The following is a 24,741-nucleotide window of genomic DNA, read 5'->3' on the forward strand; positions in this document are numbered from 1 at the left end:
ATGCAAGTATTAATATTAAATTCAGGGAGTTCTTCCCTAAAGTTTCAATTATTTTCAATGCCCGAAGAAACCATTCTATGTTCTGGAATTATAGAACGTATTGGTTTCAGCGATGCTATTTTTAAATATAAAACCAATAAAGATTCTATTGAATTGGAATCAAAAATTTTAAATCATAAAGCTGGATTAAAACTGGTAGCCCAACATCTTTTAGATGAGAAAATTGGTGTGATAAAATCGCCAGAAGACATTGCTATTGTTGGTCACAGAGTGGTACATGGTGGTATTTATTTTAGCAATACAACAGAAATTACAGATGAAGTTAAAGAAAAAATAAAAGAGTTATCATCGTTAGCTCCGCTTCACAACCCTGCGAATTTAGAAGGTATTACAGTTGCTGAAGATATTTTTCCAAACGCTAAACAAGTAGCTGTTTTCGATACTGCTTTTCATCAATCTATTCCAGAGATCGCTTATAAATATGCGATACCTAACGAATTTTTAACCGAACATCATATTCGTTTATATGGTTTCCACGGTACAAGCCATAAATATGTTTCAGAAAAAGCCATTGAATTTCTAGGTAAAAAAGAATCGAAAACCATAACTGTTCATTTAGGAAATGGTTGTAGCATAACAGCTGTTAAAAACGGAAAAAGTATAGATCATTCTTTAGGATTTTCTCCTGTTAGTGGGTTAATTATGGGAACACGTTCTGGAGACGTTGACCCAGCTATTATTTTTTATTTAAAAGATAAATTAGGATACAGCTTAAAAGAAATAAATACGCTTCTTAACAAAAAGAGTGGTATGCTAGGTTTAACGGGCTATAGCGATTTACGGGATATTGAAGCGATGGCCGCTAAAGGCAATAAAGAATGTATTTTGGCTTTGGAAATGAATGCGTACCGTATAAAAAAATATATTGGTGGTTATGCCGCTGCTTTAAACGGATTGGATGCTATTGTATTCACAGCTGGTATAGGCGAAAATTCAAAATATATGCGTAACCTTATATCTGAAGGTTTGGAATTTTTAGGAATAAACATAGACGTTGAAAAAAATAATTCTGATTTAAGAACGATACGTGCAATAAGTACAGACGATTCCAGAACAAAAATCTTGGTAATTCCAACCAATGAAGAATTGGAAATTGCCAAACAAGCGGTGAACTTAATTAAAAATTAAGCGCCCTTTATACAATTCCTGAACATCTATAATTGGAGGAGTCGTTACAGAAATAATATTTCCTGTGCCAGATATCGTTCCAATTATAGATTGTTGCGGGTTTACAATCATATCATTAGAACTTCTGTTCCATAACACGACGTTTTGAGCTATTAAATTAGCTCCTTCAAAACGCGATGTGCCTGCTGCAAATGTAATATTGAGGTTATTTGTGTTTCCTGAAATGTAACAATTAGATAGATTGTTGAACACTAAATTAAAATTATCATTATCAATTTGCAATCTGAAATTCCCACTAGTAAACGAATCAGGCGCATTATAATCTTCTGCTAGAATAGTTAAAGCTGGATAGGTTAAAACCCCATCAGAGCTTACATCGTATTGTGTAGAGCTTCTTATTTCAGTTATATTTTGAGACGTTACGTAAATTTTTGTAACGCCATAATCGCGCACATAATTACACGAATTATTATCGGTAAGTATCAGTCTTCCATCTAAAACAACAGCTTCAACATCATTTATTAAATTCTTTCCTGTTTCAATTATAACTTTTTGTTCTAAGCCTTCTTTTATAATTAATTCCACATCTCTGTTCACCAATATTTTATCAAATGCAGAAACACTTATTTCTTGCTGAATGATTGTTCCAGTGGTTTGAAAGCAATCGCCTGCATTTTCGCTGTTGCAGGAAAATAGAATTATTAGAGTTAGTATGTATGTTAGTTTTTTCATTTTTGTCTTTCCTATGGAAAAGGAATCTACAGTTATATTTTAGTTCAATCGATGGGGTTTTTGCTGATGATTACAGCCGAACACCAATTCCTATTTCAACAGCTTCTGCTTTGGCTGCATGTGTTTTTAAAGAAATCGCTCCAAACCATTTCTCGTTAACATAACGCTTCAAACCAATTCTTGTATACATTTTACCTTCAAAATCAAAGGGATAATACACATAATACCCCAATTGTGTTTCTAAAGACGTTCTATTAATAAACAATTCGTGTCCCACAAAAACACCTACGCGTTTATAATCTTCATCTCCAGAAACATTTTCTTCCGGAAAAGCGACACTTTTATAATAAATAAGTTCTTTTAAAAAGTTTGAAAAAAACACATCTGTCCCAAATTGAAGCGCGCTTTTTACATTAATTCTCTTATCAGCATAAGCTGAAACAATATAAAATGGATAGGTGCCACTTCCTACCACATCACTTTCATTAAAACCACCTCTAAAAGCAAGATTGTATTTTATGGGTTGTGTAAATTTTTCTTTTCCACCATCTGCTATGGTTGTAATATATTCTGGCTCTTCTTCATCTAAATTATAGGTAACTCCCAAATTAAAAGCAAGGGTATTTACACTTGCGTTGGGTGCTTTTACATTAGCATTTGAATAATGAATTAACGAAAATCCTGCTTGTAACCCGAATTTATCGATAATGCGTTCCTTTTTATAATTAAGCATCATCATGGTACTGCTTAAAATATGCGAACCAAACGCAATGTTTCTATAATTAGTTTCTTTATCGTACGGATTTGGTGCATACCCAATACCTTGTCCGATTCGGAACATTAAATTCCGATTAAAAAAATAGAAATTATAATGGGCGTACAACGATGCATTGTTTCCTAAAACATCATTTTTAAGGTTTTGATATGCGAATGATACGCCATAATCGGGATAATTATAACGCTGTTCCCATTCGTTGAATCCGTAGGTTTTCTTATTCCAACTTAAAATAATACCTTCAGGATGCCCTTGAATTAAATGGAGGATATCGTTGTTATGTACTGCAATATTGCCTTTAAAGTAGTTCACATCGAAATAAGACGTATGCTCCTTATTTTGTGAAAAAACAAAAAAAGTAATAAGTAAAAAGAAGTAGGTTAGAAATAGTTTCATTAAAATAACTCTTTAGCAATCGCTTGTATATTGTCGCTTTTACCCATGGAGTAGTAATGCAAAAACGGTACACCTGCCGCTTTTAATTCTTTCGATTGTTGAATAGCAAACTCAATTCCTACCTGTCTAATTGCTTTATTGTCTTTACAAGCCTCAACAGCTTCAATAAGTTCTTCGGGCAAATCTATTTTAAAAACTTGCGGTAATATTTGTAAATGACGCTTTACGGCAAGCGGTTTAATACCTGGAATAATAGGTACGGTTATACCAATTGCTCTGGCTTTTTCTACAAAGTCAAAATACTTTTTGTTATCAAAAAACATTTGCGTTACTACATAATCGGCACCCGCATCTACTTTTGCTTTTAGGCGTTTTAAATCGGTATTAAACGACGGTGCTTCCATGTGTTTTTCTGGGTATCCAGCAACCCCAATACAAAAATCATAATTATGCTCTACCTCTATATCGTCGTGCAAATATTTCCCGTTATTTAAGTTCGTTATTTGTTGCACTAACTCACTGGCGTAGGCATTTCCGCCCTCGGTTGGTGTAAAATAGGGCTCGTCTTTTCTAGAATCGCCACGCAAGGCCACCACATTATCAATTCCTAAATAATGACAATCTACCAAAACATACTCGGTTTCTTCCTTTGTAAAGCCTCCACACAACAAATGCGGAATGGCATCTACATTATATTTATGCATAATAGATGCGCAAATACCAACAGTCCCTGGACGTAAACGGGTAATGCGTTTATCAAAAAGTCCATTGCCTTTATCAACATAAATATATTCTTCTCTAGAAGTTGTTACATCAATAAATGGCGGATTAAATTCCATCAATGGATCGATGTTATTGTATAAATCTTGAATATTTTTACCTTTTTGTGGCGGTACCACTTCAAAAGAAAACAATGTTTTGCCGTTGGCTTTTTTTATGTGATCTGTTACTTTCATTTCCCCTAAATCCCCAAAGGGGACTTTTTTATTTATTAAATCTAAAATCTTTTTTACGCGTTACCACAAGGGTCGCGCTTTTATTCATGCGCTTTCATTTTAAATCAATGAATTCATGAACATAAATGTTTCGTTGCAAGTCCTTGCTCAAACGCTTAGGCGTTTTCACTGCAAATGCGAAGCATTCACGATTTCAAATTTATCAAAATAAAATGCATGAGTAATCGCTAACGCAAGTGCAAATTAAAGCAATAACTTTTTAACAGCATTATAGTCTTCTTCATATTCCCAATAAATCCATCGTCCATCCACATAATCGGTTAAAATATATTTCTCGCTAATCGATTTAATTCTTGAAACAGGAATTAGTTTTTTTGAAAAATTTTCCGAAGGAATAGGCTCCATCATTTCCTTGTTTTTGCTATTATAACCATGCGATATAATATAGCTACCTAATGTTAATTCTATAAATTCTGGTTTCATTATTTTCCTTTAGATTAGCAAATAAATTATTCTTTAATACATGAAGCGGATTAAATTTGGGAATTGAAACCTCAAATTACCTTGAAGTCAATTCCCTAAAAAGGGATTCTAAACTTGCGTTTTTTTGGTTAAGTTGTAAAATTTTTAATTGATTATCGTGTGCAAAATCAAAGACATGCGAGCGCATATCTTCCGAAGTTGAAAAGGTAATCTCATAAACAAAACCATAAGTATTAACAACCGTTTTTACTTTTGGTAATTTTAATAAAAAAGCATCTTCAACACGATAATCAAACTCAACAATAACCGTTTGTTCTTTGCTTTCACGTAAATCGTTCAGTTTTTTATCGGCAACAATTTCACCTTTGTTAATTATAATAACGCGGTCGCACATCGCTTCAACCTCCTGCATAATATGTGTTGAAAGAAATACCGTTTTAGTTTTACCAATCGTTTTTATAAGGTTTCTTATTTCAACCAACTGGTTTGGGTCTAAACCTGTGGTAGGTTCGTCTAAAATTAAAACATCGGGATTGTGTAAAAGGGCATTGGCTAAACCAACACGCTGGCGATATCCTTTTGAGAGTTGCCCAATTTTTTTATGAGCTTCGGTTGTTAAGCCTGTAAGTTCAACAACTTCGTCTATACGTTGTTTATTAACCTTGTAAATGCTGGCGTTAAACCCTAAATACTCCTTAATATACATGTCTAAATACAAGGGGTTATGTTCTGGCAAATAACCCACACTTTGTTGAACTTGCTGTTTATTAGTACTTACATCAAAGCCATTTACAGTAGCTATACCTTCATTGGCATCTAAATAGGTGGTTAAAATTTTCATCATGGTCGATTTTCCTGCGCCATTCGGACCTAAAAAACCAACAATTTCTGGTCTTTCAACTTTAAAAGAAATGTTATTTAATGCTTTTTGGTTTCCATAAAGTTTTGAAACACCTTCTACTTGTATCGACATATTTAAAATTATTTGTTCAAAAATAATGATTATCTAATGTAATGCGAGTTTTGCTGTAAAATATTTAAAACTTTTAGTAAATATGAAAAAAAGGTTTTAGACTGCTTTTATTTCTTAAAATATTAGTTACTTTAGCGGCATAATTATGAAGACAACAGTAGGTTATACATATTTTAGCGGATTTTATTTTTTCTTTAGCAGAAAAAACGAGACGTTGTATGTGTAATTTATAAACATAAATTTTAATACTAAGTCTCGATGAAAATCGGGACTTTTTTTTGTATATGATTAAAACGGTAGCAATCCAAGGAGTAAGAGGGTCATTTCATCATATTGTGTCGCAACAATATTTTGATAAGCCTGTTGATGCTATAGAATGTTCTACATTCGATCAAGTAGTCGATTCTTTAATAACTAAAGCATGTGATGCTGCTATAATGGCTTTAGAGAACTCTATAGCGGGGTCCATCATTCCTAATTATGCATTGATAAACAAGTTTGGATTGCATATTGTTGGCGAGCATTATTTGGATATTCAGCACAACTTAATGGTGTTACCTAATCAAAACATCAAAGAAATTAAGGAAGTGTATTCGCACCCTATGGCGTTGTTGCAATGTATGGAGTTTTTTAAACTGCATCCGCATATAAAACTGATTGAAGATAAAGATACCGCAGAAGTTGCACAACGTATTCAAGAAAAGCAACTTAAAGGTATTGGAGCTATTGCCAGTGTGATGGCTGCCGAAATTTTTGAACTGGATATTATTGCACATAGCATTCAAACCATAAAGCATAACGAAACGCGTTTTGTTATTGTAAAACGGGTTAATTCTGAAGTTCCAGAAAACCAAATAAATAAGGCATCGGTTCGATTTGAAGCAGACCATAAACGTGGCAGTTTAGCGGCTATTTTAAATGTGATGAGCGATTGCAAATTGAATTTAACAAAAATACAGTCGTTGCCCATTGTTGAAACACCTTGGAAATATGCCTTTTTTGTGGATGTTACTTTTGAAACTTATGAAGAATTCAAAAAAGCAAAGTCTATTATAGATATTATGGCACAAGGATTTAAAGTATTAGGCGAATATAAAAACGCAAAAAAATGATTAAAGCAGCAAACAGACTAAACACCGTTGAGGAATACTACTTCTCAAAAAAATTACGAGAAGTAAATCTGCTTTTAGCAAATGGCAAGCCTATTATTAATTTAGGTATTGGTAGCCCAGATATGCAGCCACCACAAAAAGTAATTGATGCTTTAAATGAAGGGTTTTCAAACCCTAATGCCCATAAATATCAAAGTTACCAAGGGCTTCCAGAATTAAGAGAAGCTATTGCAGGATTTTATAAAGAACATTTTTCGGTAAGTTTAAGTCCCACAACTGAGATTTTACCATTAATGGGAAGTAAAGAAGGGATTATGCACATTTCAATGGCATACCTAAATGAAGGCGATGAAGTATTAATACCAAATCCTGGGTATCCAACCTATGAGTCGGTTACCAAATTAGTGGGTGCAAAACCAGTTTTTTACGAATTGGATGAGGCTAATAATTGGCAACCAGATTTTAAAGCCTTAGAAAAATTAGATTTAGCTAAGGTAAAAATTATGTGGGTAAATTATCCGCACATGCCAACAGGTGCACAACCAAGTAAATTTTTATTTGAAGAATTAGTTGCTTTTGGTAAAAAACATAGCATTTTAATAGTAAACGATAATCCTTATAGTTTCGTATTGAACGAAAATCAACAAAGTATTTTGAGTGTAAAAGGCGCAAAAGATGTTTGTTTAGAGTTAAATTCCTTAAGCAAAACTTTCAATATGGCAGGTTGGCGCGTTGGCATGGTAGTTGGAGATAGCGAGCATATTAACAATGTTTTAAAAGTAAAAAGCAACATGGATTCTGGAATGTTTTACGGCATTCAAAAAGGTGCTATTGAAGCTTTAAAATGTTCAAATATGTGGTTTAGCGCACTGAATAGTGTTTATAAACAACGTCGGGATTTAGTATGGCAATTAGCCGAAGCTTTAAACTGTACTTATGATAAAAACGCAACAGGTTTATTTGTTTGGGCAAAATTACCGCCGTTCGTAAAATCGGAAGAGTTTATAGATTTGGCATTAAAAAACAATCATTTATTTATTACGCCAGGAACAATTTTTGGTAGTAAGGGTGAAGGTTACATCAGGTTTTCGTTATGTGCTTCCACCGAAGTATTAGAAGAAGCCATTGCAAGAGTGAAATAAAATGAAGAATATATACATTATAGGAGTTGGGTTAATTGGCGGAAGTCTTGCTATTGATATTAAAAAGAAATATCCAGAATCGGTAATCCATGGTATTAGTAGAAAAGAGGCCACACTTGATGAAGCTTTAGCGCTTAATTTAATTGATAAAAAGGCCACTTTAGATGATATTGTAAATGCCGATTTAGTAATTATTTCCATTCCTGTGGATGCTACGGTGAAATTATTACCAACTATTTTAGACAAAATACCAGATACAGGTTTGGTTGTTGATGCAGGCTCAACAAAAGAAGCGATTTGTAAAGTGGTTGAAAACCACCCGAAACGAAGAAATTTTTTAGCCATGCACCCCATTGCGGGGACTGAACATTCGGGACCAAGTGCTGCGATTGCTGATTTGTTTGTTGGTAAAACGAACATTATTTGTGAAGTGGAAAAAACAACTTTTAAGCTACAAGAAAAAGCATTGGAGTTGTTTAAATCTATTGGTATGCGTATGCGTTATATGAATCCGGAAGCGCATGATAAACATATAGCTTACGTTTCACATTTATCGCACATTAGTTCGTTTATGTTGGGCAAAACGGTGATGGATAAAGAAAAAAACGAACGTGATATTTTTGATATGGCAGGCAGTGGATTTGCATCAACCGTACGTTTGGCAAAAAGTTCGCCAGAAATGTGGACGCCAATTTTTAAACAAAATAAAGAAAACGTTATTGAAACGTTGGAAGAATACATTAATAACCTGACTCAGTTTAAAGAGTTAATGAAAGCAGACGATTTTGAGGCTGTCTTTAATGAAATGAAAGAAACAAATTATATAAAAGATATTTTAAACGGAATAATATAAATACCAATTAATAAACACCAAATTCCAATGGTTGCCCAATGTAAGTTTTGGGATTTGGAATTTAATTTTTGAATTTTTACAATAGATTATGGAAAACAAAAAAGAAATGAGAACGTGGTTGGATGATTTAAATCTAAAACATCCGCTGGTAATTGCAGGACCTTGTAGTGCTGAAACAGAAGAACAAGTATTGAAAATAGCGCATGAGCTAAAAAATACGGATGTAAGTTATTTTAGAGCAGGTATTTGGAAACCAAGAACCCGTCCAGGGATGTTTGAAGGTGTAGGTGCTTTAGGTTTAAAATGGTTGCAAAAGGTGAAAGCAGAAACTGGTATGAAAATTTGTACCGAAGTTGCAAATGCTGCACATGTAAAATTAGCTTTGGAGCATGATGTCGATTTATTATGGATAGGTGCGCGTTCTACTGTAAGCCCTTTTATTATGCAAGAAATTGCAGATGCTTTAGAGGGAACTGATAAACCTGTATTAATTAAAAACCCTGTAAATCCAGATTTAGCCTTATGGTTAGGTGGTATTGAGCGTATTTACAAATCGGGTGTTAAAAATATTGGTGCTATTCACCGTGGGTTTTCTACATACGAAAAAACGAAATACAGAAACAACCCAGAATGGCAAATGGCTATTGAATTTCAAAATAAGTATCCAGACATTCCTTTAATTAACGATCCGTCGCATATTACAGGTAAACGTGATATGATTTTTGATGTATCGCAAACGGCTTTAGATTTGAATTTTGATGGTTTAATGATTGAAACACATTACGATCCAGATAACGCTTGGAGTGATGCGTCGCAACAAGTAACGCCAGAAAGCTTAATTCAGATTATGAAAGATTTGAAAATAAGAAAAGAAGGTAATACAGAAGAAGATTACAATAAACAACTTGATAATTTAAGAGCTCAAATTGATGTGGTTGATAATCAAATTATTGAATTATTAGGCAAGCGTATGAAAGCTTCCGATGGTATTGGAGCTCTTAAAAAATCTAAAAACGTGGCGGTTTTACAAAGCAAACGCTGGAACGAGATTTTAGGTAAAATGGTTATAGAAGGTGAAGCGCAAGGCTTGAGTGAAGAATTTGTTTTAAGAATGTTTAAAGCGATTCACCAAGAGTCAATTAATCACCAAGAAAAAATTCTAAACGGTTAATATTGTTTTAAAAAAGAAGCTGTCTCATAAGTGTAATTCTCTGTCATATTGAGCTTGTCGAAATATTTCAAATTATTGATAGTCAATATCGATTTTGACAAGCTCAACCTGACAAAGTAAATGTAATACACTTTTCAGACAGCTTCTTTGTTTGTATTATTTTTTATTTCTTTTAAAAATATAGCGTGTTATAAAAATACCTTGGCTGTCACCCTTTCCAGCGTCACTTTCAACAGCACTGGTTACAAAAGCCAATTCCCAACCTTCCTCAATCATGGTATTTATTTTTGAAGTTATTACGGCATCATTGGCAGCAATATTTTGAAACCGAATACCTGCAATGTTGTAAAAGTTTAGCAATTTGGTTTCGTCAAAATCTTTAACACGTATATCACCTCTATCAGATTTGTTACGTTCGTTATCGTCTTCGGTTTGTGTACTGGTGTAATCTTTGTAATTTTTTTCTTCGTTGGCACTAATAATTCTGGAACGACCTAAGCCATTTGGTACAATAGACTCTACGCTTGTAATTACTTTGTACTCTACTTGGGCGTTACTTTCTATAAAAGCGAAAAGAGACATTGCTAATAAAATAAATAATTTTTTCATGTTGTTGGTTTTTTAAAATTAAGTTGCTAATATAAGTTTTTTTCTTACATTCTATTAAATTGAAAAGTTGTTAATTTGTAATGTTTAAATGAAATGAATGACAGGACTCGTTTATAAATCTACAGGAAGCTGGTACACCGTTAAAACCGAACTGGGTGAAACGTACGAATGCCGTATAAAAGGTAAATTTCGAATACAAGGTATTAAAAGCACAAACCCCATTTCTGTTGGAGATGTTGTAGATTTTGAGTTGGAAACAGATAACAACCAAGAATCGGGCGTTATTCACCACATACACGATAGAACTAATTATATTGTTAGAAAATCTGTAAATCTATCCAAGCAAACCCACGTTATAGCTTCAAATATCGATCAGGTTTTTTTAATGATAACTATTAATAATCCCCCAACTTTAACCAGTTTTATAGATCGGTTTTTAGTTACTTCAAATGCCTATTCCATAAAAACCATTTTACTTTTCAATAAAATTGATACGTATGATGAAGAAACACTAAATGAAGTCAAGTATTTAGCCCATATTTATAGAAAAATAGGATATGAATGTATTGGTGTTTCGGCAGTAACAGGTAAAAATGTAGATAAGGTTAAAGCTTTGATGCATGATAAAGTGAGTATGTTTTCAGGGCATTCAGGTGTTGGAAAATCAACCTTAGTAAATACAATTGAACCCGAATTGAACATTAAAACCAAAGAAATTTCAACACTTCATAGCCAAGGACAACATACCACAACTTTTGCAGAAATGTTCGATCTGAGTTTTGGTGGAAAAATTATTGATACTCCTGGTATTAAAGGTTTCGGTGTGGTTGATATGGACAAGGAAGAAGTAGGCGATTATTTTCCAGAAATATTCAAATTAAAACAAGATTGCAAGTTTAATAATTGCTTGCACATTAAAGAGCCTAATTGCGCTGTAAAACAAGCGTTAGATCATGATGAAATTGCCTTTTCACGTTACCGCAGCTATGTACAAATTGTAGAAGGTGAAGACGAACATTACAGAACGGATACCTGGGAAAAGGAATGAAAGTAGTTATTCAACGTGTTTCAAAAGCAAGCGTTACAATTGAACAGGTGAAAGTCGCCGAAATTTCAAATGGAATCCTTGTACTTTTAGGTATTGTAGATGATGATACCCAAGAAGATATTAATTGGCTTTCAAATAAAATAGCAAATCTTCGCATTTTTGGTGATGCTGAAGGCATTATGAATAAATCACTTTTAGACGTTCAGGGCGATGTAATAGCTGTAAGCCAGTTTACACTACATGCTGCAACAAAAAAAGGGAATCGTCCTAGCTATTTAAAAGCAGCAAAACCAGATGTTGCCATACCACTTTACGAAGCTTTTGTAAAACAGTTGGAACAAAATTTAGACAAGCCTGTACAAACAGGGCAATTTGGTGCCGATATGCAGGTGGAATTGATAAATGACGGACCTGTAACAATCATTATCGATTCAAAAAATAAAGAATAGATCTTTTTTGTAAGATTTTATTTTTTAAACTAAAAGACAGATATTACGTCTAAATATGATTTTTCTCATGTAATTTATTGTGTTAAAATTATATATTTAGGTTTTTTAATTAGCCTACATATGTTTTTAAAGCTAAAATTTATTATAGTCTGTGTTGTTTTTTTTATAACAATGCAAATGTCTTCCCAAGAAAAATTTTATACAAGTTTTTCAATTCCAGCCAATTTAAATGAAAATGCCAATGCGGTAATTCGTTCAAAACAATTGAATATCACCATTAATGCTGTTGATGATATGACCGTTTATGAAAAAAGCATTATAACTGTTTTGAATAAAGAAGGCAATAGTAGCTTAGATGCTTATGTGCATTATGATAACAATGTAAAGATTAAAACTTTAGAGGTACAAGTATTCAATCAATTAGGAGCCCTTATTAAAAAAATTAAAAAGAATGATTTTATAGATGTTAGCGCTGTAGATGGTGGTACACTATATAGCGATTCTAGAGTGAAGTATTTAGAATACACCCCCATTTCATACCCATACACCGTAGAATTTATTTGTGAAATCAACACCAAAAACACAGCATTTATAGAGTCCTTTACACCTGTAAACGATTATTTTTTAAGTGTTGAAAACAGTTCGTATACCATAATTTTTCCAAGTGATATAACTGTTAGAACTAAGGAGAAAAATTTAGAGGGACTCGATTTAACTAAAGAAAAGTCACAAAATAAAATAAGATATACCATAAAAAATGTTGAGGCTTTCAAACCAGAAGCTTATAGTCCAGCATTTATTGATATTATTCCAAGAATTTTAGTTGCTACAAATAACTTTTATTACGAAGGGGTATATGCAAATGTTGATGATTGGGAAAGCATGGGTAAATGGTTTTATGATAATTTATTAGTTGGAAGGTCTCATGTATCGGAAGGAACTAAAAATAATATTTTGAAGTTGGTAGAAGGTATTAATGATCCTATTGAGAAAGCAAAAATAGTGTATAAATATATTCAAGATAATACGAGATATATAAGTGTTCAGGTTGGAATTGGAGGAATGCAGCCAATTTCAGCATCTGAAGTTGATTTGGTTAAATATGGAGATTGCAAGGGTTTAACAAATTACACAAAGGCGTTATTGGAAGTTGTAGGAGTTAAATCTAACTATACAAGACTATATGCTTCACCGAATGAACAGATTAGTGTTGATAAAAATTTTGTTTCTTTTGGAGGACAAACTAACCATGTTATTCTTAACATCCCTGTTGAAAATCAAGAAGATATCTGGTTAGAATGTACCAGCCAAAAACTTCCTTTTGGTTTTATAGGCGATTTTACCGATGATCGAGATGTGTTGGTAATAACGCCCGAAGGTGGTAAAATTCAGCATACAAAAAAATATGCAACAGAAGAAAGTTCACAATTTATTAATGGAACCTATGCCATATCTAACGACGGGTTAATTGAGGCTAAAGTAACCGTTAATTCTAAAGGGATACAATACGATAATAAATATTGGTTGGAAACCGAAACGGAAAGAGATTTAGATACCCATTACAAAAAGCGCTGGAACTATGTAAATGGTGTGAGTATAAATACTATGAAAATTAACAATGACAAATTGAATAATGAATTTGTAGAAGATATTGATTTTTTAGCACCCAATTACTCTAAAATAGTAGGTAATAGAATGTTGCTTACCCTAAATGCATTAAACAGAAACACCAATATTCCAGACCGTTATAGAGATAGAAAACTGCCGCTAAAAATAAAAAGAGGCTTTAAAGATGTTGATGAAGTTGAAATTAAACTACCATCTGATTTCACTATAGAATCTCAACCCGATAACGTTTCAATCGAAAATAAATTTGGCAGCTATAAAGCTGAAATTATTGTAAAAGACGATTCAACCTTACTTTACAAAAGAGAATGGATAATTAATGATGGTGAATACCCTAAAGAAGATTACGAAGCTTATAGGGATTTTTTTAAAGAAGTAAACAAACAAGACAACGCAAAAATAGCATTAATTAAAAACCAACAATAAATGAGAATTGCAGCACTTTTATTAAGCCTTTGCTTTTGTATAAGCACGTTCGCCCAAGATTTTGATTTTGGAAAAATATCTAAAGAAGAATTGGAAGAAAAATTTAATCCATTAGATTCTTCAGCAAATGCTACTTATTTATATAAGTATAGAAAAACATTCTTTGATTATCAGCAAGAATATGGGTTTAGGTTAATAACCGAAGTTCATGAGCGGATAAAAATATACAACCAAGAAGGATTTGATTATGCAACTACACAAGTAAGACTTGGTAAAAATGGGGGCGATAAAGAAGAGTTTTCAAGTTTAAAAGCCTACACTTATAATTTAGTTGACGGAAAAATACAAGATGATAAAATTGGTAAAGATGGAATTTTTGAATCTGAGTTGCATAAATATGCAGACCAAGTAAAATTTACAATGCCAAATATTAAACCAGGTTGCGTGGTAGAATATAAATATAGAATTAAATCACCTTTTATAACTAATGTTGATGAATTTGTGTTCCAGCATGATATTCCTGTAAAAATGATAGAGGCAAAATTTGAGTCTCCAGAGTATTTCAATTTTAAATTAAATACCAAAGGATTTTTACCTGTTAGTCCAAATGTTTCAAAAGAGAATGGTAAAATTACATTTATGAACAAAACTAGGTCTCAAAATGGAAATTACAGCCCCATTGAAACTTCGTATAATTCTTCAGATTTGGATTTTACAAAAAACATAACAAGTTATAATTTATCGAACATTCCAGCTTTAAAAGAAGAACCTTATGTAAATAATATAGATAATTATCGGTCTGCTATTAAGTATGAGTTGTCTTATACAAATTTTCCGCAAACACCACAAAAGTACTATTCTACTACTTGGGAAGATGTAGTGAAAACAATTTATGAAAGCTCAAGTTTTGGTGGTGAATTAAATAAAACAGGTTATTATGAAAAAGATATAGATGCTATTTTAAGTTCGGTTTCAGACCCAGTTCAACGTGTTTCACTAATATTTGACTTCGTGAAATCTAAAGTAAAATGGAATGGGTATTATGGCTATTATACCAACGATGGCGTTAGAAAAGCCTATAAAGATCAAGTAGGTAATGTAGCCGAAATAAATTTGATGTTAACCTCCATGCTTCGTTATGCAGGTTTAAATGCCTACCCTGTTTTAGTAAGTACTAGGCAAAATGGGGTTCCGTTATTTCCAACACGAGAGGGTTATAACTATGTGGTGTCGTACGTTAAGTTGCCCGAAGGTGTCATTTTATTGGATGCTACAAATAAATACAGTGCACCAAATACACTTCCATTTAGAGCATTAAATTGGCAAGGTCGGGTTATTGCAGAACATGGTGGATCTGAGTTAATTGATCTATATCCTAAAGAAATATCTAAAAACTCTATATCTATGATGGCTACCATATCTGAAAATGGGACTTTAGATGGCAGCTATAGAGGAATAAAATATGATCATGATGCCCTTTCATATAGAGAAAGTTATAATGACACTAAAAAAGAAGATTTTTTAGAGAAATTGGAAAACAAATATGGCGGTATGGAAATTTCAGATTTTGATATTAAAAATGATGTAGATATTTCTAAACCTATTGTGGAATCTTATAAATTTTTAAAAGAAAGTCAAGCAGATGTTATTGGAAATAAATTATATTTTTCACCACTTTTCTTTTTAAAAACAAGTGAAAACCCATTTAAATTAGAAAAAAGAGAGTTTCCTGTAGATTTTGGGTATCCTTCAAGCACAAAATACATGATAAATATCAATTTGCCAGAGGGGTATAAAGTTGAATCTGCTCCAACTCCTGTTGTATTGGCGTTACCAGACAACCTAGGTTCGTTTAAATATAATTTATTGGCATCCGAGACAAAAATTCAATTGGTTATAGATGTAGAAATAAACCAATCCATTATTTCATCTATTTATTATGATGCCGTAAAAGCGTATTTTAGCAAACTAGTAGAAAAAGAGGCAGAACAAATTGTTTTAACTAAAGTATAATGGATATTAAAAACGCACAACAAGAAGTAGATAATTGGATTAAAAACCACGGTGTTCGCTATTTTAACGAACTTACCAATATGGCACAACTTACTGAAGAAGTAGGCGAGGTAGCCCGCATTATTGCGCGTCGCTATGGCGAGCAAAGCGAAAAAGAAAGTGATAAAAATAAAGATTTGGGGGAAGAGCTTGCCGATGTGGTTTTTGTTGTGTTGTGTTTAGCAAACCAAACCGGGATAGACCTGCAAGCTGCTTTTGATAAAAAATTAGATTTAAAAACCAATCGAGACCACGATAGGCATCACAATAACGAAAAATTAAAATAAATAATAAGTATATTTGAACGCTTCTTTTAAGAAGCGTTTTTTTATGGTCAGTTCTAGGGTGTCACATTAAGCTTGTTTAGGTGAAACAGAGAACTATATTTAGCTTTTAATTTATAAAATGAATATCACACTTCAAAAATCGCAAATCGCAAATCGTCAATCTAAAGTTACTATTACAGGTTCAAAAAGCGAATCGAACAGATTGTTACTTTTACAAGCATTATATCCAACAATTCATCTAAAAAATGTTTCAAATTCAGATGATAGTTGTTTAATGACAAATGCTTTAAAATCAACATCCGAAGTAGTCGATATTCATCATGCAGGAACCGCCATGCGATTTCTAACAGCTTATTTTTCTATCCAAGAAGGAAGGGAAGTCACTCTTACAGGTTCTAAACGTATGAAAGAACGTCCCATTCAAATTTTAGTAGAAGCTTTAAAAGAACTTGGTGCAGAGATAATTTATGTGGAAAATGAAGGCTATCCACCAATAAAAATCATAGGAAAAAAGCTAACAAAAAATAAAGTGTCATTACAGGCGAATGTGAGTAGCCAGTACATTTCAGCATTACTTTTAATAGCCTCCAAACTTGAAAACGGCATTGAATTAACTCTTGAAGGCGAAATAACTTCCGTACCCTATATAAAAATGACCTTGAGTTTGTTGGATGAAATAGGTGTAGAATCTTCATTTGTAGGCAATACCATCACCGTAAAACCTAACACCCAACACCCAATACCAAAAACCTTAACGGTGGAGTCCGATTGGTCTTCAGCTTCCTATTATTTCAGTATAGCAGCACTTTGTGAAGTTGGAACAGAAATCACACTATCATCTTACAAAGAAAACTCGTTGCAAGGCGATTCTGTTTTAGTAGATATCTATAAGTCTTTTGGAGTGAAAACTACATTTGAAAATAACTCAATAACGCTTGTTAAATCTGAAATGGTTGCTACTGAATCAATCATCGAATTCGATTTAGCAAACGCTCCAGATATTGCCCAAACTATTGCGGTTACGAGTTTTGCTTTAGGATTAGCGTGTAATTTAACAGGATTACATACCCTGAAAATTAAAGAAACCGATAGATTGGTTGCTTTAAAAACCGAAATTGAAAAACTAGGTGGTCAAGTTCAAATAACAGATAAATCGTTGCATCTTTCAGTATCAAATGGTATTAAAGAATTGGTGCCCATTTCAACTTATAACGACCATAGAATGGCCATGGCATTTGCGCCTTTAGCACTTAAAACCCCTATAGTTATTGAAGATTCCGAAGTGGTTTCAAAATCCTATCCAACCTTTTGGGACGACTTAGAATCTATTGGTTTTAAAATAACCAAATAATAATCACCTATTTACTTGACAACGCCTATTTCACAATCGTATATTTGCAGGCGTTTGTATTTTCATTCATTTATAAACGATTAAACAAATAAACATATAAACTCCTTTTTTCATGAAATTATCACACTTTGGTTTTAATTTACCAGAAGAATTACTTGCAGAATACCCAGCCGAAAACAGAGATGAATCTCGTTTAATGGTTTTAGACAGAAAAAAGCAAACCATCGAACATAAAATGTTCAAGGATATTATTGATTATTTTGATGAAGACGATGTATTAATACTTAATAATACTAAAGTATTTCCTGCCCGTTTATATGGTAATAAAGAAAAAACAGGTGCAAGAATTGAAGTGTTTTTATTAAGAGAATTAAACGAAGAACAACGCCTTTGGGATGTTTTAGTTGATCCTGCTCGTAAAATAAGAATTGGAAATAAACTATATTTTGGTGATGATGATACGCTAGTAGCAGAGGTTATTGATAACACTACATCAAGAGGTCGTACCTTACGTTTTTTATATGACGGTTCTTATAAAGAATTCAGAAGAAAATTAAACGAATTAGGAGAAACTCCACTTCCTAAATACATAAAAAGAGAAGTACAACCAGAAGATGAAGATCGTTACCAAACCATTTACGCTAAAAATGAAGGTGCTGTAGCAGCTCCAACAGCTGGACTCCACTTTTCAAGGCACTTATTAAAACGTTTAGAAATTAAAGGTGTTAAATTTGCAGAAGTAACGTTACATGTTGGTTTAGGAACTTTTAATCCTGTTGAGGTTGAAGACCTTTCTAAACACAAAATGGATAGTGAAGAGCTTAAAATTGAAACGCCAGCAGTAGAAATAGTAAATACTGCTAAGAAAAACAAAAGACGTATTTGTGCTGTAGGTACAACTGCTATGCGTGCTATTGAAAGTTCGGTGTCATCAAACGGTGAGTTAAACGAAGTTGAAGGATGGACCAATAAATTCATTTTTCCTCCTTACGATTTTAGTATTGCAAACTGTATGATTACTAACTTTCATACGCCGAAATCAACATTATTAATGATGGTTTCAGCATTTGCAGGTCACGATTTCATCAAAAAAGCATACGAAGAGGCTGTAAAAGAAAAGTATAAATTCTACAGTTATGGCGATGCCATGTTAATCATATAAATTCTAAAAAGAGCCTTGTTAATTCAAGGCTTTTTTATTCTTAAGAAAGTAGGAATCTAATTAAAAGGATGAAATCATGAATACAAAGTATCCGCTATTTCAATTTAAAATAGATATGTATTGGTAATTCTTAAAAAATAACAACCTAAGGACTATTTTACTATTTTTGCAACCACAAATTAACATTCTTATTAAAATAAAAAATAGGGGTTTCCTCCTCGAAAAGGGTTAGGGAGGTGTTTTTCATCTTAAGGCACTCTATAATCTCACTAAAGGCATAATTTCCCAAACACAATTTATTATTAAATAAAAGCATTAGTAAAAAAATATGATTAAAAAATTATTCAGGTTTTTATATAAAAGTCTTCTTTGGTTTTTTGCCATTTCTATAGGCTTAGTTGTTGTTTATAAATGGGTGCCAGTTATTGTTACTCCATTAATGGTGATACGAACTGTTGAACAAAAAATAGATGGTAAAGACATGGTATGGAAACACGATTGGGAGTCTATCGATAATATTTCAAAAAACCTGCAATTGGCAGTAATTTGTAGTGAAGATCAAAATTTTTTAAACCACCGTGGTTTTGATATGAAAGCTATTGAAAAAGCCCTTGAATTTAATAAAAAAGGAAAAAAAACAAGAGGCGCAAGTACTATTAGCCAACAAACGGCTAAAAATGTTTTTTTGTGGCCGCATCGTAGTTGGTTACGTAAAGGATTGGAAGCTTATTTTACATTTTTAATTGAAACCATTTGGTCTAAAGAACGTATTATAGAAGTATATTTAAATAGTATAGAGATGGGTGATGGTATTTATGGTGCCGAAGCCGCCTCTCAACATTGGTTTAAACGACCTGCCGCCAATTTGCGCCAACTTGAAGCTGCTGCTATTGCGGCTATTTTACCTAGCCCGTTACGATACAGAGCAAATCCTGCGACCAATTATATACAGAAAAGAAAGAACTGGATAACACGCCAAATGCGTAATTTTGGACCTTTAAGTTACGATTAGAAGTATGGCTTCAAATTTGAAAACTAAAGAAAATTTGTACTTACAATGTTTAAAGTTTGTTGAAAACAGGTTTAACACCATTCAAAGTACCATTAACGAAATACAAGAATCTTTAACATCTGAAACTAAAAGTAGTGCAGGCGATAAGCACGAAACAGGGAGAGCCATGTTACAGTTAGAACGTGAAAAAGCAGGAAATCAGTTAGCCGAAATTCAAAAAATAAAAGAAAGTTTTTCGAAAATTGATATTTCAAACACTTCAGAATTTATTGGTTTGGGAAGTGTGGTTTATACTAACAAAAGTAACTACTTTATTGCGATTAGTGCGGGTGAACTAAAGGTTGAAAACGATGTGTTTTATGCTATTTCACCAAATACGCCAATTGGGCAATTGTTAATGGGGAAAAAAGTTGGAGATGTAGTTGTTTTTAGAGAGCAGAAGTTTAAAATTGAAAATTTTTTTTAGATTATTTTAAAACAGAAAGACAAATATTTAAACCTATTTGTAATTCAGAATCATTTTCAAAAAAGACACTTTTTCCTTCCAAATTGGCTTCAATTAAATAGTAATTTCCTTTAATACTCCGCGCTTGTAGCGTTAAATCAATTCTTTGGCATCTTATTTTTAGTATTAAAATGCATACTTTTATTACTCTTATCGTCACGAGCGGGGAAAAGTCTAAAACAGAATTTCTTTTGCAAAGCCTTAATTCATATAAATAACTGTTAAGTTAATAGTATTATATTTACTGAATTTTATGTTAAAAATCTTATTTTTATGAAATCATCTTCTCTATTTAAAATTTCACTTACCGTCTGCTTTTCTTTTCTTCTTTTAACATGTACAAAAGACATGGGTGATGATTTAGACAATGAAGGAATTAATTCAAATGAATTCAAGGCTAAATTAAATGCCTACAAAGGAGAAAATGTAATTATTAAAAATGTTTTTGTAAAAGTGGTTAATGAAGAAGGCGTTCCTATAAAAGATGTTAATGTAGATGTATCTGGAATTACAAATATTACCAACTCTAAAGGGGTTGCATTGCTAAAAAGTGTCCATGCTAATGAAAATTTTATAGCTACAAATATCTCAAAAAACGGCTATATTTCCATAACAAAAACTATTGCTCCTACCGAAACAGAATTCCAAATAATTAATATTGTTTTACTAAAACCAGATCATATTAAAACAATTTTTTCTAATTCTAGCGCGAGTATTACCCTAGATTCTGGGGCTCAAGTGGTTTTACCAGGTAGCTTTGAATTGGCTGGAGGAATTCCATATTCTGGTAATGTAAAAATTGAAGTTAAACATTTATCTCCAAATGATGAGAGCACGTATAGCAACATGCCTGGAGCTTTATTGGCGCAAGACAAAAGTGGAAATATTAAATTACTCGAAACTTTTGGTATGGTGGCCGTTAAACTGTTTGCTAGTAATGGTGAAGCTTTAAATATTTCAAAAGAAAACAAAGCAACCATCAAATACCCAATTGCTGCTTCTCAAATTGGAAATGCCCCAAGTACAATACCACTATGGTATTTTGATGAAGACAAGTCTATTTGGATTGAAGAAGGTTCTGCAAATAAAGTAGGCCCTAATTATGTTGCTTATGTGAGTCATTTTAGTTGGTGGAATATTGATTTTCCTATCGATTTAGTGAATTTTTGTTTGTCTGTCTCAAACACAGATAATAATATATTACCAAACCAATTGGTTAAAATTATTCGAAAAAGTACTAACCAAGTCATTTTTAACGGTTATACAAACAATAATGGCAAATTGTGTGGCGCAATACCAAAAAATGAAAAGGTAACTATAAAGGTTCTTAAAAAAAATACCAGCTGTAATTTGATTGAAACATTATTTGAAAGTGATTTTGGTGGTTACGCAAACCAAGAAAACGATATCAGTATTAATGTTAATGAATCTTCTGATAGTAAAAATTACACAATCTCTGGGACTGTTGGAAATTGTAATAATACAGGTGCGATAGATATGCATTTGGAATTATCGCTTTCCAATAAAACTCAATACTTTTTCCCTAATTCCGACGGTAGTTTTTCATATAATATTATGGCTTGTAAAGGAGAACCTATGACTTTAAGAGCTTATGATAGTAAAAACGAATTAACAAACGAGGCTATATCACTTGTTTTTGTAGACAACATTGTAAATGTTGGTCTCATAAAAACATGTGAAAATTACTCAGAAAAAACCTATATAGGTAATTTGCTTTTTAGAAGTCAAGAACAAATGGATGCTTTTACTGCTTTAGGTTATACAAAAATTGTTGGAAATCTTATCATTAATGGAGATAATTTATCGAGTCTAAAAGGATTTAGTGATTTAATCTCTATTGAAGGCAGCTTAACAATTAGTCCTAGTACTTACAGCCCTTTAACCAGTTTATCAGGTTTTGAGAATCTTACTTCAATTACTGAAAACCTTACTATTTCAGGAAATTTTGATGATTTAAAGGGTTTAGGGAGTTTGAGTTTTGTTGGTGAGACTTTTAATATAAATAGAGGTATTAAATCATTATCAGGGTTAGAAAATTTAACTGTAGTTGGTGATTTAAAAATAGAAAACACTTTCAATTTAAAGAATTTAAGAGGGTTAGAAAATTTGAAGACATTAAACAAAAGTAAGTTTTTGGGTAAATTATTAATAAAATCTAATAGAGATTTAGAATCCTTAGAAGGTCTAGAAAATCTAACTTATATTAATTGGTATTTAATAATAGAATCTAACCCTTTACTATTAAATTTTTCAGGCTTAAGTAATTTAAAAATCGTCAATGAAGGCATAAGCATTTACGACAACGCATCTTTAACAAGTTTAAACGGACTTAATAATATAACTAACATAGGCACAACGGATTCGTATTATAATAAAAGAGGCGGGTTATATATTAAAAACAATCCTCTGTTAAATGATTTGACTAATTTGAACATCTTAACTTACTTAGGAGGAGGATTGGAAATTGAAAATAACGATGCCTTGACCAACCTAAATGGACTTAATAACTTAACCCATATTATTTTAAATCTAGATATAGTAGATAATGATAACCTACAAAATTTTGTAGGCCTTTCAGGTATTACTTATTTGAATGGTGAAGTTTTGATAGATAATAATTTAAATCTAATAAATTTTAAAGGCTTTGAGAATGTTACTGCTTTTAATAACCTTGTCACTATTAAAAACAACGGTGCTTTAAAAAACTTTGAGGGCTTAGAAAAAACTAGTATAATAAAAAACGATTTTAGTATAGACCAAAATCAAACTTTAGAAAATTTCTCTGGATTGAATTCATTAAAGTTAGTAGATGGTAAAATGAGTATTTTAAACAATCCATCTATTATTAATTTAGACGGGCTGAATAATTTAGAAATCATTAATGATGAATTTAATATTCAGAATAATGATTCTCTACTTAGTTTAGATGGCTTATCTAAATTAAATACTATATACAATTTGCTTGCAATTAGAAATAATGATGGGTTATTGTCTTTGAATGGTCTAGAAACCCTAAGAGAAATCAAAGTGCCTGTTTATCATGGGAAGTTTTTTGTCACTGGCAACTCTTCGCTTACCGATTTTTGTGCCCTACTAAATAATTTTACTAAAGATATAACATATCTAACTACAGAGTATTATGTAAGTAATAATGGGTATAACCCTAGTCCTAAATTCTTTTCAGGAGAAGAGCCTTGTAAATTATAAAACTAAAAAACCTTATATATTGTATAATTAACCCAAACTAGCCTTTAAGGTTTCAATTTAAGTTAAAACATCAGTCTCTTTTTTCTTTTCGAAAGCAACCACTTTTTCTAGTGCTCTTGCTATAGAACCTCCGTTAAAGATATTTTGGCAACAAGTGCACTGAGAGAAACAACAAACAAACGCTTAGGTTTAGTTTGTTTTGAGTTAAAATATGCCGTAAGCTTGTTCTTTTTATTACATCTTTAAGATTGAAAGACAAATAGACAAACCACTTTTCAATGCTTTATCATTTTCAAAATATACTTTTTCACCTTGCAAATCTGCCTCAATTAAATAATAATACCCTTTAAAATACGATTGGTTTACGATAGCTTTTAAGTCGGATTTTTTGACAACTTTTAATTGATTTGCGTACAGAATCCCATAATTTTCAATCTCATTAAATTCATCAAAAAAAGAAGCGATTAATTTGTTTTCAGGATTTTTGTAAAGTTGTTGTGGAGTGCCTTTAGCGATAATTTTAGCCTCGTGTAATACCATCATTTCATCAGAAAATGATAAAACATCATCCTTATCATGCGTTGCCACAATGCAGGTAATTTGTTTTTCTTTCAAATATTTAAAAAGGCTACGGCGTAAGGATTGTTTTTTGAAATTATCAATATGGCTAAACGGTTCATCAAGTAGTAAAACTTCGGGTTGTTTCGCAATGGCTTTGGCAATGGCGACACGTTGTTTCTGGCCGCCGCTTAATTCTTTGGCTTTGGTATGTGCATAAGGTTGTAATTCTACAACGTTTAAAAGCTCTTGTATACGTGCTTGTTTTTCTTCAGGATAAAAATTAGAAAGATACGCACCAATGTTTTCTGAAACTGTAATAAATGGCATTAAATCGAACTCTTGGGCTACATATTTCATGTATTCAGGGCCAATAATAAGATTGTGTTTTGGGCCTAAAATTTCGTTGTCTTTCCAAAAAATTTGTCCTTCATTTAAATTGTAAGTGCCATAAAGCAATTTTAATAACGTGCTTTTTCCAGAGCCACTTTCGCCAATAATAGAAAAATGGTCACCTGTATTTACAGTGAAACTAATATTTTTTAGGATAGGTTTCTTTTTGTATTGAAAAGTTAGGTTGTTTACTTGTAGCATAAAATAATTTCTCGCTAAGACGCAAAAGCGCAAAGTTTATTCGATTAACTGAG

At 32.3% G+C, this 24,741-nt stretch carries 22 protein-coding genes; 15 read left to right on the forward strand and 7 right to left on the reverse strand.

Annotated features, from left to right (window positions below):
• Complete coding sequence (locus EV196_RS16765) at positions 1-1,188, forward strand: acetate/propionate family kinase (protein WP_132218935.1); 1,188 nt, start codon at positions 1-3, stop codon at positions 1,186-1,188.
• Here the strand turns inward: EV196_RS16765 and EV196_RS16770 are convergent.
• From EV196_RS16770 to gldA, 5 genes are all read right to left on the reverse strand, one after another.
• Positions 1,174-1,920 (reverse strand): head GIN domain-containing protein, encoded by a 747-nt coding sequence (locus EV196_RS16770; protein WP_132218936.1) that lies wholly within the window; start codon positions 1,918-1,920, stop codon positions 1,174-1,176. The two genes, EV196_RS16765 and EV196_RS16770, sit on opposite strands and share 15 nt — an antisense overlap.
• A 70-nt stretch (positions 1,921-1,990) precedes the next feature.
• On the reverse strand, positions 1,991-3,091 hold the full coding sequence (locus EV196_RS16775; RefSeq protein ID WP_132218937.1) for an acyloxyacyl hydrolase: 1,101 nt from the start codon (positions 3,089-3,091) through the stop codon (positions 1,991-1,993).
• Positions 3,091-4,047: a methylenetetrahydrofolate reductase [NAD(P)H] gene (gene metF, locus EV196_RS16780; RefSeq protein ID WP_132218938.1), complete on the reverse strand. Its 957-nt coding sequence runs from the start codon at positions 4,045-4,047 to the stop codon at positions 3,091-3,093. The genes EV196_RS16775 and metF overlap by 1 nt, the downstream gene beginning before the upstream one ends.
• 243 nt (positions 4,048-4,290) lie before the next feature.
• Positions 4,291-4,530, reverse strand: coding sequence for a hypothetical protein (locus EV196_RS16785; RefSeq protein ID WP_132218939.1), 240 nt, complete (start codon positions 4,528-4,530; stop codon positions 4,291-4,293).
• 76 nt (positions 4,531-4,606) lie between these two features.
• Positions 4,607-5,503 (reverse strand): gliding motility-associated ABC transporter ATP-binding subunit GldA, encoded by an 897-nt coding sequence (gene gldA, locus EV196_RS16790; RefSeq protein WP_132218940.1) that lies wholly within the window; start codon positions 5,501-5,503, stop codon positions 4,607-4,609.
• 284 nt (positions 5,504-5,787) lie between these two features.
• Here gldA and EV196_RS16795 point away from each other — a divergent pair, with 284 nt between their 5' ends.
• From EV196_RS16795 to EV196_RS16810, 4 genes are all read left to right on the forward strand, one after another.
• Complete coding sequence (locus tag EV196_RS16795; protein ID WP_132218941.1) at positions 5,788-6,615, forward strand: prephenate dehydratase; 828 nt, start codon at positions 5,788-5,790, stop codon at positions 6,613-6,615.
• Positions 6,612-7,757, forward strand: a complete 1,146-nt coding sequence (locus EV196_RS16800; protein ID WP_132218942.1) for a pyridoxal phosphate-dependent aminotransferase — start codon at positions 6,612-6,614, stop codon at positions 7,755-7,757. Before EV196_RS16795 ends, EV196_RS16800 begins: the two co-directional genes overlap by 4 nt.
• Before the next feature lies 1 nt (position 7,758).
• On the forward strand, positions 7,759-8,610 hold the full coding sequence (locus EV196_RS16805; RefSeq protein WP_132218943.1) for a prephenate dehydrogenase: 852 nt from the start codon (positions 7,759-7,761) through the stop codon (positions 8,608-8,610).
• A gap of 88 nt (positions 8,611-8,698) precedes the next feature.
• Positions 8,699-9,781, forward strand: a complete 1,083-nt coding sequence (locus EV196_RS16810) for a bifunctional 3-deoxy-7-phosphoheptulonate synthase/chorismate mutase type II (protein ID WP_132218944.1) — start codon at positions 8,699-8,701, stop codon at positions 9,779-9,781.
• Between the two features lie 156 nt (positions 9,782-9,937).
• Here EV196_RS16810 and EV196_RS16815 read toward each other — a convergent pair whose 3' ends face one another.
• Positions 9,938-10,363 (reverse strand): hypothetical protein, encoded by a 426-nt coding sequence (locus EV196_RS16815; protein WP_394343249.1) that lies wholly within the window; start codon positions 10,361-10,363, stop codon positions 9,938-9,940.
• Positions 10,364-10,487: 124 nt separating this feature from the next.
• Between EV196_RS16815 and rsgA the strand changes: the two genes are divergently transcribed.
• From rsgA to EV196_RS16865, 10 genes are all read left to right on the forward strand, one after another.
• Positions 10,488-11,438: a ribosome small subunit-dependent GTPase A gene (rsgA, locus tag EV196_RS16820; RefSeq protein WP_132218946.1), complete on the forward strand. Its 951-nt coding sequence runs from the start codon at positions 10,488-10,490 to the stop codon at positions 11,436-11,438.
• Positions 11,435-11,887 carry a D-aminoacyl-tRNA deacylase gene (dtd, locus tag EV196_RS16825; protein ID WP_132218947.1) on the forward strand — a complete coding sequence of 151 codons (453 nt, stop codon included), beginning with the start codon at positions 11,435-11,437 and terminating at the stop codon, positions 11,885-11,887. Before rsgA ends, dtd begins: the two co-directional genes overlap by 4 nt.
• A 177-nt stretch (positions 11,888-12,064) precedes the next feature.
• Positions 12,065-13,939: a DUF3857 domain-containing protein gene (locus EV196_RS16830; protein WP_165876189.1), complete on the forward strand. Its 1,875-nt coding sequence runs from the start codon at positions 12,065-12,067 to the stop codon at positions 13,937-13,939.
• Positions 13,940-15,952 (forward strand): DUF3857 domain-containing protein, encoded by a 2,013-nt coding sequence (locus tag EV196_RS16835; protein ID WP_132218949.1) that lies wholly within the window; start codon positions 13,940-13,942, stop codon positions 15,950-15,952.
• Entirely contained in the window at positions 15,952-16,278 is a 327-nt protein-coding gene (locus EV196_RS16840) for a nucleotide pyrophosphohydrolase (RefSeq protein ID WP_132218950.1), read from the forward strand. The genes EV196_RS16835 and EV196_RS16840 overlap by 1 nt, the downstream gene beginning before the upstream one ends.
• A gap of 118 nt (positions 16,279-16,396) precedes the next feature.
• On the forward strand, positions 16,397-17,629 hold the full coding sequence (locus EV196_RS16845) for a 3-phosphoshikimate 1-carboxyvinyltransferase (RefSeq protein ID WP_132218951.1): 1,233 nt from the start codon (positions 16,397-16,399) through the stop codon (positions 17,627-17,629).
• Between the two features lie 112 nt (positions 17,630-17,741).
• On the forward strand, positions 17,742-18,791 hold the full coding sequence (gene queA, locus EV196_RS16850) for a tRNA preQ1(34) S-adenosylmethionine ribosyltransferase-isomerase QueA (RefSeq protein WP_132218952.1): 1,050 nt from the start codon (positions 17,742-17,744) through the stop codon (positions 18,789-18,791).
• A 328-nt stretch (positions 18,792-19,119) separates the two neighbouring features.
• A complete protein-coding gene (gene mtgA / locus EV196_RS16855; RefSeq protein ID WP_132218953.1) occupies positions 19,120-19,803 on the forward strand; it encodes a monofunctional biosynthetic peptidoglycan transglycosylase in 684 nt (227 codons plus the stop codon).
• A gap of 4 nt (positions 19,804-19,807) precedes the next feature.
• Positions 19,808-20,269: a GreA/GreB family elongation factor gene (locus EV196_RS16860; RefSeq protein ID WP_132218954.1), complete on the forward strand. Its 462-nt coding sequence runs from the start codon at positions 19,808-19,810 to the stop codon at positions 20,267-20,269.
• A 312-nt stretch (positions 20,270-20,581) separates the two neighbouring features.
• Entirely contained in the window at positions 20,582-23,536 is a 2,955-nt protein-coding gene (locus EV196_RS16865) for a receptor L domain-containing protein (protein WP_132218955.1), read from the forward strand.
• A gap of 234 nt (positions 23,537-23,770) precedes the next feature.
• Here EV196_RS16865 and EV196_RS16870 read toward each other — a convergent pair whose 3' ends face one another.
• Entirely contained in the window at positions 23,771-24,688 is a 918-nt protein-coding gene (locus EV196_RS16870; RefSeq protein WP_132218956.1) for an ABC transporter ATP-binding protein, read from the reverse strand.
• Positions 24,689-24,741: the final 53 nt, after the last annotated feature.

This window comes from Mariniflexile fucanivorans (assembly GCF_004341235.1).
Lineage (GTDB): Bacteria > Bacteroidota > Bacteroidia > Flavobacteriales > Flavobacteriaceae > Mariniflexile > Mariniflexile fucanivorans.

Bases quoted from the DNA above. Each gene is read 5' to 3' on its own strand.
- EV196_RS16765 (WP_132218935.1), top strand. From the start codon at position 1: ATGCAAGTATTAATATTAAATTCAGGGAGTTCTTCCCTAAAGTTTCAA.
- EV196_RS16770 (WP_132218936.1), bottom strand. From the start codon at position 1,920: ATGAAAAAACTAACATACATACTAACTCTAATAATTCTATTTTCCTGC.
- EV196_RS16775 (WP_132218937.1), bottom strand. From the start codon at position 3,091: ATGAAACTATTTCTAACCTACTTCTTTTTACTTATTACTTTTTTTGTT.
- metF (WP_132218938.1), bottom strand. From the start codon at position 4,047: ATGAAAGTAACAGATCACATAAAAAAAGCCAACGGCAAAACATTGTTT.
- EV196_RS16785 (WP_132218939.1), bottom strand. From the start codon at position 4,530: ATGAAACCAGAATTTATAGAATTAACATTAGGTAGCTATATTATATCG.
- gldA (WP_132218940.1), bottom strand. From the start codon at position 5,503: ATGTCGATACAAGTAGAAGGTGTTTCAAAACTTTATGGAAACCAAAAA.
- EV196_RS16795 (WP_132218941.1), top strand. From the start codon at position 5,788: ATGATTAAAACGGTAGCAATCCAAGGAGTAAGAGGGTCATTTCATCAT.
- EV196_RS16800 (WP_132218942.1), top strand. From the start codon at position 6,612: ATGATTAAAGCAGCAAACAGACTAAACACCGTTGAGGAATACTACTTC.
- EV196_RS16805 (WP_132218943.1), top strand. From the start codon at position 7,759: ATGAAGAATATATACATTATAGGAGTTGGGTTAATTGGCGGAAGTCTT.
- EV196_RS16810 (WP_132218944.1), top strand. From the start codon at position 8,699: ATGGAAAACAAAAAAGAAATGAGAACGTGGTTGGATGATTTAAATCTA.
- EV196_RS16815 (WP_394343249.1), bottom strand. From the start codon at position 10,363: ATGTCTCTTTTCGCTTTTATAGAAAGTAACGCCCAAGTAGAGTACAAA.
- rsgA (WP_132218946.1), top strand. From the start codon at position 10,488: ATGACAGGACTCGTTTATAAATCTACAGGAAGCTGGTACACCGTTAAA.
- dtd (WP_132218947.1), top strand. From the start codon at position 11,435: ATGAAAGTAGTTATTCAACGTGTTTCAAAAGCAAGCGTTACAATTGAA.
- EV196_RS16830 (WP_165876189.1), top strand. From the start codon at position 12,065: ATGTCTTCCCAAGAAAAATTTTATACAAGTTTTTCAATTCCAGCCAAT.
- EV196_RS16835 (WP_132218949.1), top strand. From the start codon at position 13,940: ATGAGAATTGCAGCACTTTTATTAAGCCTTTGCTTTTGTATAAGCACG.
- EV196_RS16840 (WP_132218950.1), top strand. From the start codon at position 15,952: ATGGATATTAAAAACGCACAACAAGAAGTAGATAATTGGATTAAAAAC.
- EV196_RS16845 (WP_132218951.1), top strand. From the start codon at position 16,397: ATGAATATCACACTTCAAAAATCGCAAATCGCAAATCGTCAATCTAAA.
- queA (WP_132218952.1), top strand. From the start codon at position 17,742: ATGAAATTATCACACTTTGGTTTTAATTTACCAGAAGAATTACTTGCA.
- mtgA (WP_132218953.1), top strand. From the start codon at position 19,120: ATGATTAAAAAATTATTCAGGTTTTTATATAAAAGTCTTCTTTGGTTT.
- EV196_RS16860 (WP_132218954.1), top strand. From the start codon at position 19,808: ATGGCTTCAAATTTGAAAACTAAAGAAAATTTGTACTTACAATGTTTA.
- EV196_RS16865 (WP_132218955.1), top strand. From the start codon at position 20,582: ATGAAATCATCTTCTCTATTTAAAATTTCACTTACCGTCTGCTTTTCT.
- EV196_RS16870 (WP_132218956.1), bottom strand. From the start codon at position 24,688: ATGCTACAAGTAAACAACCTAACTTTTCAATACAAAAAGAAACCTATC.